11 protein-coding genes are annotated in these 12015 nt (G+C 44.4%); 7 read left to right on the top strand and 4 right to left on the bottom strand.

Annotation, left to right across the window (positions count from 1 at the left end; translation table 11 throughout):
- The first annotated feature begins 178 nt into the window (after window positions 1-178).
- From MHM98_RS12000 to MHM98_RS18810, 7 genes are all read left to right on the top strand, one after another.
- Complete coding sequence (locus MHM98_RS12000; RefSeq protein ID WP_239439554.1) at window positions 179-1363, top strand: acetyl-CoA C-acyltransferase; 1185 nt, start codon at window positions 179-181, stop codon at window positions 1361-1363.
- 88 nt (window positions 1364-1451) lie between these two features.
- Complete coding sequence (locus MHM98_RS11995) at window positions 1452-2228, top strand: enoyl-CoA hydratase (RefSeq protein ID WP_239439552.1); 777 nt, start codon at window positions 1452-1454, stop codon at window positions 2226-2228.
- A 12-nt stretch (window positions 2229-2240) separates the two neighbouring features.
- Window positions 2241-3368: an enoyl-CoA hydratase/isomerase family protein gene (locus MHM98_RS11990; protein ID WP_239439551.1), complete on the top strand. Its 1128-nt coding sequence runs from the start codon at window positions 2241-2243 to the stop codon at window positions 3366-3368.
- Between the two features lie 2 nt (window positions 3369-3370).
- On the top strand, window positions 3371-4261 hold the full coding sequence (gene mmsB / locus MHM98_RS11985) for a 3-hydroxyisobutyrate dehydrogenase (protein WP_239439550.1): 891 nt from the start codon (window positions 3371-3373) through the stop codon (window positions 4259-4261).
- A gap of 193 nt (window positions 4262-4454) precedes the next feature.
- Window positions 4455-5756: an HD domain-containing phosphohydrolase gene (locus MHM98_RS11980; RefSeq protein WP_239439548.1), complete on the top strand. Its 1302-nt coding sequence runs from the start codon at window positions 4455-4457 to the stop codon at window positions 5754-5756.
- Window positions 5757-5808: 52 nt separating this feature from the next.
- A complete protein-coding gene (locus tag MHM98_RS11975) occupies window positions 5809-6354 on the top strand; it encodes a heme NO-binding domain-containing protein (RefSeq protein ID WP_239439547.1) in 546 nt (181 codons plus the stop codon).
- Window positions 6355-6357: 3 nt separating this feature from the next.
- Entirely contained in the window at window positions 6358-7311 is a 954-nt protein-coding gene (locus MHM98_RS18810) for an ATP-binding protein (RefSeq protein ID WP_275441536.1), read from the top strand.
- Window positions 7312-7331: 20 nt separating this feature from the next.
- On the opposite strand, the gene MHM98_RS11960 is transcribed toward MHM98_RS18810, so the two are convergent.
- The 4 genes from MHM98_RS11960 to MHM98_RS11945 are packed head-to-tail and all read right to left on the bottom strand — an operon-like array spanning window position 7332 to window position 12009.
- Complete coding sequence (locus MHM98_RS11960; RefSeq protein WP_239439546.1) at window positions 7332-8279, bottom strand: glycosyltransferase family 2 protein; 948 nt, start codon at window positions 8277-8279, stop codon at window positions 7332-7334.
- On the bottom strand, window positions 8266-9402 hold the full coding sequence (locus MHM98_RS11955) for a polysaccharide pyruvyl transferase family protein (protein ID WP_239439545.1): 1137 nt from the start codon (window positions 9400-9402) through the stop codon (window positions 8266-8268). The genes MHM98_RS11960 and MHM98_RS11955 overlap by 14 nt, the downstream gene beginning before the upstream one ends.
- On the bottom strand, window positions 9392-10663 hold the full coding sequence (locus tag MHM98_RS11950) for an O-antigen ligase family protein (protein ID WP_239439544.1): 1272 nt from the start codon (window positions 10661-10663) through the stop codon (window positions 9392-9394). The genes MHM98_RS11955 and MHM98_RS11950 overlap by 11 nt, the downstream gene beginning before the upstream one ends.
- On the bottom strand, window positions 10618-12009 hold the full coding sequence (locus tag MHM98_RS11945) for a hypothetical protein (RefSeq protein ID WP_239439543.1): 1392 nt from the start codon (window positions 12007-12009) through the stop codon (window positions 10618-10620). The genes MHM98_RS11950 and MHM98_RS11945 overlap by 46 nt, the downstream gene beginning before the upstream one ends.
- Window positions 12010-12015 lie beyond the last annotated feature (6 nt).

Raw genomic sequence — 12015 nt, 5'->3', positions numbered from 1 at the left:
ACTTCATTTGTTAAATATAACTGTCACACCAGCTTTACACTCCGTCTTTATAATTAATTCTCCCTTGTACTAAAGTTTACGTTGGCGTCAACTGTAACTTAGGGTAATGTAGCCAGTATCAATTTTTTAACATGATGCATTAGTGTGTCATGTTGTCGTTAAAACATCGGAGTTAAATATGAGTGATCAAGAACAAATCGTTATTGTAGAAGCGTTACGTACGCCAATGGGCGGCTTTGGTGGTTCACTGTCTCAAGTTGATTCACCAACCTTAGGTAGCGTTGCTATTAACGGTCTAATGGAATCAACGGGCTTAGCCAAAACAGATGTTGATGAAGTAATTATGGGCTGTGTGCTGCCAGCTGGCTTAGGTCAAGCACCAGCGCGTCAAGCGGCGCTAAAAGCCGATTTATCGTTAGATACCGTATGTACCACCATTAATAAAGTATGTGGTTCAGGCATGAAAGCCGTGATGATGGCACACGATTTTATTAAAGCGGGTAGTGCGAATATCGTCGTAGCTGGTGGTATGGAAAGTATGAGCCTTGCGCCATACATGCTTCCTAAAGCGCGTCACGGTATGCGTATGGGCCACGGTGAAGTTAAAGATCACATGTTCCTTGACGGTCTTGAAGATGCGTCAACGGGTAAAGCAATGGGCTGTTTTGCGCAAAGTACTAGTGATGACACTGGTTTTACACGTGAGCAAATGGATGAGTTTGCAATTGCCTCACTATCACGCGCTAATGCAGCGATTGAATCAGGTGCGTTTGACAATGAAATCGTGCCAGTGACTATTAGTTCTCGCCGCGGTGACACGACAGTGAGCATTGATGAGCAGCCAGGAAATGCACGCGTTGATAAAATTCCTAGTCTGCGTCCAGCGTTCGCTAAAGACGGTACTATTACCGCAGCAAACGCCAGCTCAATTTCAGACGGTGCATCAGCACTATTAGTTATGACAGCATCAGAAGCAGCTAAGCGTGGTTTGACGCCATTAGCAGCAATTAAAGCTCATGCTACCCATGCTCAACATCCGAGCGAGTTTACTATTGCACCTGTTGGCGCGATGGAAAAAGTATTGGCGGGCGCGGGTTGGAGTAAAGACGATGTTGATCTGTTTGAAATCAACGAAGCCTTTGCCATGGTAACTATGCTAGCGATGAAAGACCTTGAGCTTGACCACAACAAGGTTAACGTTAACGGCGGTGCTTGTGCACTAGGCCATCCATTGGGTTCAAGTGGCTCGCGTATTATCGTTACCTTATTGCATGCCCTTAAGAATCGCGGCTTAAGCAAAGGTGTTGCAAGCCTTTGTATCGGCGGTGGTGAAGCAACAGCCATCGCGGTTGAAATGCTATAAAACCTCATTACATAAAGCGCCTTATCATCGATAACGGCGCTTTTTTATTATTCTCGACACAATAAAATCAGAAAAATAGGAAGTGTTTATGACTCAGTTATTACAATTATCAAAACAAGAGCACACCGCAGTCATTACCATTGCTAACCCACCTGCAAATACGTGGACCAAAGAGAGTTTAACGCTGCTTCGTGACATGGTGCGCGAGCTAAATGCCGACAAAGACATTTATGCGCTAGTGATTACTGGTGAAGGTGAAAAATTCTTTAGCGCAGGTGCAGACTTAAATGCTTTTGCTAGCGGCGATAAAGGCGTTGCTGCCACCATGTCACAGATCTTTGGTGAAGCATTTGAAACCCTATCGAACTTTAGAGGTGTATCCATTGCTGCGATTAACGGTTACTCGATGGGTGGCGGTTTAGAAGTTGCACTGGCTTGTGATATTCGTATCGCTGAAGAGCAAGCACAGATGGCACTACCAGAAGCAGCTGTTGGTTTATTACCATGTGCTGGCGGCACCCAAAATCTTAGCCTACTAGTTGGCGAAGGTTGGGCGAAACGTATGATTTTATGTGGTGAGCGCATTACCGCGCAAAAAGCGGAGCAAATCGGTTTAGTCGAAGAAGTGGTTGAAAAAGGCGGCGCGTTAGAAGCGGCGTTAAAACTCGCTAAGCAAACAGCGAAGCAATCACCAGTGAGTGTTACAGCCTGTAAATCACTTATCCAAATGGGACGCGACGGTACTATCAATAGTGCATTGCCATTAGAGCGTGAAAAATTCGTGCAGCTATTTGATTCAAACGATCAAAAAGAAGGCGTCAATGCATTCCTAGAAAAGCGTAAGCCACAATGGACTAATAGCTAGGAATTGTCGCCGATGAATACTGAAGCAGTTATTTACAACGCCCATGAAACAGGGGATGGCCATTATATTATTCAGGCTACCTTAAACAGTGAAAAATCACTCAACGCACTAAATCAAGCAATGATCGATTCTTTACTACCTGCACTAGAGCGTTTTGAAAAAGACGAAACCGTGGTAGCTATTGTGCTCGATAGTATGGGTAACAAAGCGTTTTGTGCTGGTGGTGACATTGTCGAATTATACAAGGCAATGAAAGATCAGCCAGGAGAGCGTCAACCCTTCGTGCAAGAGTTTTTCGTTAACGAATACACTCTCGATTACGCAATTCATACCTATAGCAAACCTATTGTTGTATGGGGTAATGGCTATGTAATGGGCGGCGGCTTAGGCCTATTCGCCGGTGCGAGTCATCGTATCGTGACTGAATCATCACGCGTTGCGATGCCAGAAATTAGCATAGGTTTATACCCTGATGTGGGGGGAACTTATTTCCTCAATCAAATGCCCGGCAATCTAGGTTTGTTTTTAGGGCTGACAGCGGCACAAATGAATGCGGCGGATTGTCTGCAGGTCAAACTTGCTGATCACTTCTTATTACACGAGCAAAAAATGCAACTTATAGAAGCGCTAACGCAGCAAAGTTGGACAATTGACAAAGACGTTAATCGTCAGCTCGTAAGCCATTGCGTAATGAGTTTAGAGAAAACCGTTTATGAGCAAATGCCACAAGGCAATATTGCTGCTCATCAAGCGGTTATCGATGATGCAGTGAGCCAGCCAACCTTAAGTCAAGTGATGAGCACCATTGCTGGGTGGGGCGATGAAGACTCGTGGCTAAAACGCGCCAAACGTTCGATGGTTAACGGGAGTCCGTTATCGGCACGAATTCTTGAGCGTCAGCTTGAAGTTGGTAAATCACTGACCTTAGCGCAATGTTTCAAGTTAGAGCTGCAACTGTCAGTACTTAGCGGTGAATTAGGCGAATTCGCCGAAGGTATTCGCGCATTGCTGATTGATAAAGACAATCAACCAGCGTGGAAGTACAGCGACGTTGACAGCGTAGATGATGCGGTAATAGACAATCTATTTAATCCAATTTGGGATGAAAACGCTCATCCACTCAAGCTAAAAGGAGAATAATAATGGCAAAAGTAGGATTCATCGGTTTAGGAAATATGGGCGGCCCAATGGCCATTAACTTGGCGAAAGCTGGTCATCAGGTAAGCGTATTCGATCTTAGCGAAGCTGCGGTAAGCGCTGTGGTTGCTCAAGGCGCTACCGCGAGTGCGACAGCTAATGAAGCTGCGACCGACAAAGACTTTGTTGTGACTATGCTACCTGCTGGCAAACACGTGAAGATGGTTTATTTAGGTGACAATGGATTACTAAGTGTTGTTAATAAAGACACACTATTAATCGATTCGAGCACCATTGATGCCGATAGCGCAAAAACCGTAGCGGCAGCGGCGAGTGAACAGGGCATTGCCTTTATGGATGCACCTGTATCAGGCGGTGTTGCTGGCGCAGCAGCGGGCACATTAAGTTTTATCTGTGGTGGTAGTGAAGTAAACTTCGAACGTGCTAAAACCGTGCTTGATGATATGGGTAAAAACATCTTCTTAGCGGGTGATGTTGGCGCAGGTCAAATCGCGAAAATCTGTAATAACATGTTGTTGTCTGTATTAATGGCGGGCACCAGTGAAGCATTGAAGATGGGCATGGACAACGGATTAGATCCAAGTGTGTTATCTGAAATCATGCTAAAAAGCTCAGGCCGTAACTGGTGTTTAGAGCTATACAATCCAGTGCCAGGTGTGATGGAAAACACGCCAGCAAGCAATGATTACCAAGGTGGTTTCATGGTAGATCTTATGCTTAAAGATCTTGGTTTAGCAGCGCAAGCGGCGCAAATGTCAAAATCGAGCACACCACTTGGTGCTATGGCGCAAAGCCTTTACTCGATGCATAGTAACGGTGGCAATGGCGCTAAAGATTTCTCAAGTATTATTGAGATGTTTGCTACTAAGAAATAATGACTAATATAGTTATTTCACTTCTTAAGCCGTGCTTGTTGAAAGCGCGGCTTTTTTGTGAGAAAAATCTTTACACGCCAATTAATTAGCGCTATATCTAAAGTATGTATTGAGCAGTTTTCATCTAGGTATAAATACTTAGGCTTCGTATTAATAACGAAGCTTGCCAAAGCTAGATTAAGAGAGGGAATTTATGAGCATACAAGATACTGAACGCACGCTTCGTTTGAATCTTCTGTTGCTTGATGACGAGCAAGATATCATCAATTCACTCAAACGTGTGTTGCGCAAAGATTATAATATTGTCAGCTTTAATGATGGCCCATCTGCGCTTGAGCACATGCGCGAACATCCCGTCGATATCATTATTTCCGATATGCGAATGCCGGTGATGAATGGCGCTGAGTTTTTTACCCACGCCAAAGAGATTCAGCCTCACGCGATCCGTATTCTACTTACCGGCTACAGCGATATGGAAACTACTATCGCTGCGATTAATGATGGTGGTATTTACACCTACATCGGCAAGCCGTGGGAAAATGAAGAGCTTAAACTGCTGCTCAATAAAGTATCAGAGCACTACCTCCTTAAAAAACAAACACGTCAACTAAACGAACAGTTAGCTGATGCTAACGAGCGCTTAACGCAGTTTAATCAAACGCTAGAGCAGAAAGTTGCCGACAGAACTTCAGCCTTATTGCAAAGTAAAAAGAAGCTGTCAGTTGCGCTTAAGTCGCAAAATGCATTGTTGCACGATGTGCTGGATATGATGTCGACGACCATTGAATATCGCACTGGATTTGGCGCAGGTCATAACAAGCGCATAGCGATGCAATGTAAAGGTATTGCGCGCTATCTCGGGCTTGATGATGCAGAATGTCGTCGCATTTATTTGTGTGGTTTATTGCACGAAATCGGCACCGTTGGTTTAAGTGATGAAGTGATTGCCAAGGTTGGCGTTGGGACTGGCAAGCTCGATGAAGAGTTTATGCATCATCCGGTTATTGGCGCGCAATTGGTGGAGCGGGTAACGCGCTTTGGTGCGCTGAAAGAAAATATTTTGCATCAAAATGAAAACATGGATGGCACTGGCGTTCCTGATCATTTGAGCGGTGATGACATTCCCATCGGTGCGCGAATTATTCGCGTGGTTAAAGATTTCGACTTCCTAATTGCAGGTAAAGATAATGAACAACTGATGTCGGTGGCAGATGCTCAAGCATGGCTGATGTCACGTGCTGATGTTTGGTATGACAAAGTCGTAGTTAGTGCGCTGTTTTCGGTAATGAAAGAGCGCTGTGAATACGGCGAAGACATGGAATATAGCGTTGGCATCGAAGGTTTAAAAGTCGGCGATACGCTGCTTGAAGATCTCGTGCTTACCAATGGCAACATTATGCTAACCGCAGGTCAGGAAATTACCGCTGGCATGATAGAAAAACTGCGGGTTTACGAAGAAAATTACGATACAAAAATAACCTTATTTATCGCCTAAAAGCCGTTGTGATAAATCAAATAGATAGCAATAGTGAGTTAAGGAGAATGATATGCAAGGTGCAATTTTTACTGCGTTTTCGGACATGATTATCGAAAAGATGGGCATGGAGCAATGGAACGAGCTCATTGACAAAACCAGTCCTCAGTCGAAAGGAATATATACCAGTGGTGGCCAATACGAGGATAGTGAATTAATCAATATGGTGGTGGCTCTGTCTGAAAAAACCGGAATCGCCGCCGAAAAATTGGTGGAAGCTTTCGGTCAGTATTTATTTGATATTCTTTACAAAAACAGTCCGGTCGATGTTTCTAAAATCGACAACTTGCGCGATTTTTTATTGTCGATTGAAGATGTTATTCACGCCGAAGTTAAGCGGCTTAATCCCAACTCTTATCTGCCGAGCTTTCAATACGAAGATGGGCCTAATGGCGAGCTAATTATGTATTACAGCTCTAAGCGTCAGTTGTGTCATGCCAGTATTGGCCTTATCTTTGGCGCGGCCAAGCAGTTCGATGAAAAAATAGAAATAGGTCATCCGCAATGCATGCACGATGGTGCCGACAGTTGCAAACTCGTTGTAAACTTTACGGGCTAAGCTATGAGTGAAGAAAACCCTTATAAAGCGGCATATGAGCGCGAGCGTCAGGCGCGTCAAATGGCTGAATCTTTGCTCGACGATAAGACTCGCACCTTATATGACAATGTTGTGAAGCTCGAAAGCACGGTTGCTGAGCTTGAAGAAACTCAAGACAAGCTCGTGCAATCGGAGAAGATGGCATCGATTGGTCAGCTCGCCGCTGGGGTTGCCCATGAAATTAACAATCCCATCGGTTTTAGCCTTAGTAACCTCAATACGCTGAGTGACTATCTGCAAAGTATTCTGTCGCTCGATAAACTTGTTATGAGTTCGCTGTTAGCATTAGATAACGAGCAATTTTCCAAACAATATCAAGAGTTGCGCAATGAGCATGATATCGACTTTATTGTGGAAGATATCGATTCCTTAGTCAGTGACAGTGTTAAAGGGCTTAATCGCGTGAGTGCTATCGTTGCTAATCTTAAAAAAGTCAGTCATAGCGGCGAGTTAGAAAAAGAATCTTGCGATATTAATCAGCTGATCGATGAATCTCTCAAAGTGGTTTGGAGTGAGCTTAAATACACCATGCAGGTAGAAAAGCATTTTGGCGAAATTCCACCTGTGCTTTGTCATGGCGGCGAGATTACCCAAGTGTTGATGAACCTGTTTTTAAATGCGTCGTACGCCTGTGAAGAAAACGGTGTGCTTGATATTCGGACCTATCAAACAAATAGCCATGATCGCGATTGGGTGATCATCAAAGTCCAAGATAATGGCAAAGGCATGTCGCCACAAGTGCTTAAGAAAATCTTCGATCCTTTCTATACCACCAAACCAGTTGGCGTTGGTACCGGGCTTGGCTTATCGGTGTCATTTGGCATTATCGATAAACACGGTGGCAAAATATCTGCGCATAGTGAAGAAGGGCAGGGAACAACTTTTACCATTGTCCTGCCCATCGATGATGTGGAATAGCTAAGCGAAACTAAGCAAGGCTAGGCCTTCAAACGTCCCAGTAACTCAGCGCCAGCTACTTGGGTTTGGCGCAGCCATGAGTAAATAAATAATCCATATTTGTGTTTAGGTTTTAACTGGCAACGCGGATCTTTCAGTAGCGCGCGCGCTCTCGCAAATTGACCGCCTAAAATATTGAGTTTAGCGATGTGGCAAAGGTGCGCTGCGCTGTATCTAAGCATGGTTACACGATTGTGTTTGCTGTTGTTTTTTTGCATCGCTTGATTGGTCACACGAATGCTAAACGGACACTCTTGATGTGGAACATTCAAATTACAAGCGCGGTTTGTAGCGTCGCGGTGATACAGCGATTGAATCGATGGTGAATAGGCGATATCGCTGGCCATGGCTGCGCGGACGAAAAAGTCTTGGTCTTCACCCATAGGCTCGTTTAATGGAAAATCACCAATGTTATTTACTAGTGATTTTCGCACCGTAATTGATGACATGGTAAATGGTAGATCGCCTTTTGACGCCACATCAAAATAATCATCGAGCAAGGTACCCGTTGGGTCGACATCTTTGAGATTCACTTTGGCATCGACGTATTTGTTACCCGGTTCAATAACTTGATAGTGAGTGGCATAAACACCCGCTTGCGGAAACTTAGCCACTAAATTTGCAATCTCCTCAAGATAAAGTGGCAGCCATTGATCGTCGGCATCGATAAAGGCGATAAACTCATGTTTAGTAAGCGAAATACCGGTGTTTCTAGCACTAGATACACCACCGTTTTTTTGCTGCACCAAGGTTACATTGTCGATGTTACATTCACTCACTAACTGCGGGCCATTGTCGGTTGAACCATCGTCAACCACAATAATCTCACTTGCCGCATAAGACTGTTTGGCAATACTGTTAAGGGTTCTAATAATATGTTGTTCTTTGTTATAAAGCGGAATAACGACGCTAAATTTAGGCTTGTTCATAGTGATTACTCCAGTTTGATAACGCTAACTCTAACGCTTTACTAACAGGCAGCGTTGGTGCGATAAATTGATTGTTTAGTCCGGCATCTAATTCTGTAATTAAGGTGTCGATGTCTAGGTCTTGCGCGGCAAAGCGATAATTCTGCGCCATACCCACCTGCTCACACCAACCCACGCATTTAGGGTGATAGTTCACCGAAAATACAGGCGTGTTTGCTAAAAAGCCCATAATTGAACCGTGAAGGCGCATACTCACAATCGCTTTATAGCTCGCTAAATCTTGCAATACAGCCATTGGATTCGCATCGTACGGCTTTGCAATAATTGGCAGTTTATCGCCAAAGTAATTGATGATTTGTTGATTGATTTGACCGTCACCTAATTCTTGGTGGCCGTTGAAGGTCAGAAGAACAATCGGCTCGCCAGTGCGGGCATAAATACGTTCAATCAGATGACAAATTTCCATTAAGCGTTTGCGCTCTGCTTTAGCGTTTGTATCACCATGTGGCGTAACGGCAACAGGGCACAGTGCCAATGCAACACCACAACGATTAAGGCGCTTACTCGGCATTTGATTGCAAAGTAGTAATGGCGCTAAATCAAAGGTCTTTTTCACGTTCGCGTTTGGCGCTATTGCTTGTGCAATGTTTAAACTTTCTTGATCGCGAACGCCCACAAAACCACATTCGTTGAGAAATTGGCTACAGGCTTTTTCAGCGGCCACTGATTGGAACGGGCCTAAGCTTACGCCAACCGCAGCGCTATTTTCACGGCTGCTAAGCGCCATCATATGACGTTTAATATTTATATCTGATTCGCTGTGTAGCACCGAACCACCGCCAAAAATTACACGCTCACATTGCATTGCCGCGCGATATTGATTCAAGCGGTTGTGACCAGGAAATGCTTGATGCTGCTGCAGTGGCAATTGACGGTTAACTAACAGCTCAGGTTTTGGCATGCCGTAAAGTCCGACACTAATGCTTTTGCTTTGCATAATGTGCTTAGCGCCCCACAACGTCGCATACATCAAAGCATCATCACCGCTATTTTGCATACCGTAATAACCAACCAAGTGGCTGTCGTATTGTTTTAATGGGTTTATTTTGCGTTTAGTTTGCATAGCGAGCTCCTGATTTTTTTGGGTTTAAAGCCATGCCAATCCATAGCAGTGCAGGCCAATAGAGGTAAGCGAGAATTTCTAGGTTCTCGAAAAATGAGTAACACACCAATACCATCACCATACAAAACGCACTTGGCGACATTGGCGAATGATAGCTTGTGAGCAGTAGATATAATGCTGTAAACAAAAGTGGAATAGCTAAAGCGAGCAGCCCGACAATGCCTTTGACAAACAGCAAACCGTACCAGCTGTGATGAGTACCAATTGGCATAAATTCAACGATTTTCGGACCACGTTCGACAATGCCATGTCCCCAAATTGGCGCTTCAGTTTCCCAGCGTTGCACGGCAATGTTGGCTAGCGCGCTGCGTACTCGCGTAGAATCTGGACGCGCGGCCTTAATGTCTGAATACAAGGTGTAAATCCAATCGTAAATCGCTTCAGCCGCCAGTAAAAATAAGCAGGTTATTACGCCGATAACAATCAACATTAGCGGGCTTTTCATTTTGCCAAGAAACATCAGCATTGGAATTAGCATAATGAAAATGGCCCAGCCAGCGCGTGATTGTGATAGTAGACACATCACAACACAGCCTGCGATGCCCCAATTTCTATAGCGAGTGTTTTTCTCTAAGCTACAGAAAATGAATAACATACACGCCATAAATCCTGCTGCAGGTGCCCACGGTGCAAAAAAGCGCCAGCGACCCATGCCCGTCTCAGGATTGAGGCCATAAAGACTGACGGTGAAAAAATCAGGACCCGGACCACCAACCACTTTTAACGGCGATACAAATAAATCTGCTGGTAGCTTCACGATATAAGCGGCGATGGTAATTACCCCAAAGAACAATGAATGAATCGCGATAATACAAGCGGCGCGAATAATGATTTCACGCTTAATGTTGACCATAGCGCCTAAGAAAAGAAATAGTGGTAGCAATGCCCAGCCTTTGGCCCAGCCAATGGTTGATTTAATGGTTTTGCCAAGACCTAAATCCCAGTTAGCGTGGGCAACGAATAGTGCGAGTAATAAGACTAAACCACCGCCAATCCATAGCCAGACTATGCTAGGTAGATAAGCTGAATTGTCGATACCTTTGATATACCAGCGCAACATGGCGACGCCGAAGATCATCCAGCCAATCACTGAGCCAGAGACATATAAAGCACCGATTGCAAAGCAAGGGTAGGTAAGCACCATGGCATACCACACTAGCTTTTCTTCAGCAGTATTTCGATTAAGTGTGCACGTTGCCATATGATGATTAATCCTAAGGTGACGAAGAAGATGCCTGCGAAGGCGGCGATAAACGCAATTAACTTACGTGGACTACTTTTTAGTTCTGGATATGATGGGCTTGCCAATAATTGAATCACTGGGTAAGACGCAAATATATCGGCACGGCTAGCTTCGATTCGGGCTGCTGCTGAGGTAAAGATAGCTTCGGCCATATTAAACTCGCGCTCTAAACGTTCTAGTTCGATAACTTCACGTGAATAAACTTTAAGTTGATCTGTCATGCGCGTGATAGAACGATCTAAGTCGATAAGCATTGATTTTTGCCCTTGGAGATTTGCAAAGGCATCAATAAGATCAGCAAACAGCTGCGCACGTTTTGGCGTTAACTCTAAATCTAAGCTGGTGAAAATAGCCGCCGAATCGATGCCAAAGATCTCACGTGAGCGCTTAGCAATGGCTTTGCGAGTTAACTGTAAGCGATTTTGCTGCGCAACTACTTTAGGGTGCTTTTTACCCCAACGCGCACTGTATTCAGTTAGCGTGCTCACCGTGGTAGATAACTCGCGTGCATAGGCGTGAAACTCAATATCAGACTGCAGCGTAAACGCTTGACCTGCGTGACGCGGCGACACACCTAACTCTTCACTTAATTGGTTGATGTATTCATTTAGTTTTTGCACTTCAGCATTGGTGTAAAGATGCTTTTCTTTAACGCCAGATAAGGTGCGAATTAATTGATCCATTTGATCGCTTGATACAAGCATTGAACGTTGCTGAAAATCGACAATCGCGTTGCGCGTATCATTCATGCGCTCTTGGTACTGACCAAGAATATTCTTGATGCTTTGATCGCGACGTAATACTTCATCGGCACGAAGGTTATCAAGCTCTTGTTGAAACGATTGATAGAGTGCAAATGCTTTAGCTTGCGCTTGTTCGCGGCTACTGCCTTTAACTTGCAGCGTAATTATTGACGTTTGCTCGGTGAGCTTGATTTTAGCGCGGCCAAAATCAACAGGGGAAATTTTTAAGCTATCTGCAGCGCGCTCAATCACAGTGCGGCTTGATAACATTTCTTTGTAATTAATACGTGGGTTAAAACCACCGCCAGAAAAAGGGGCATTCGTTTTTGAAACTACTTCACCAATATCATTAAGTGACACACTCGAACTATTACCTGTACCCGGTAATACCAACTCCATATCGCTGGTGTAAACTGGTGTTTTGGCGAGATATAGTGCAGTAAACAAACCAATTAGTGCGTAACACATCACCGCAACCACCAAATAAGGGCGTTTTAGTGTGCGGTAGATATGCGCTCTAATCAGACCAAATCTATCTAAAGGGACAATTGGATATTTCATATCATC

The sequence above is a fragment of the Psychrobium sp. MM17-31 genome, assembly GCF_022347785.1.
In the GTDB taxonomy this organism is placed as follows: Bacteria; Pseudomonadota; Gammaproteobacteria; order Enterobacterales; family Psychrobiaceae; genus Psychrobium.
The sequence above is the reverse complement of the archived record's forward strand: the minus strand, read 5'-3'. Positions and strand labels throughout refer to the sequence as shown.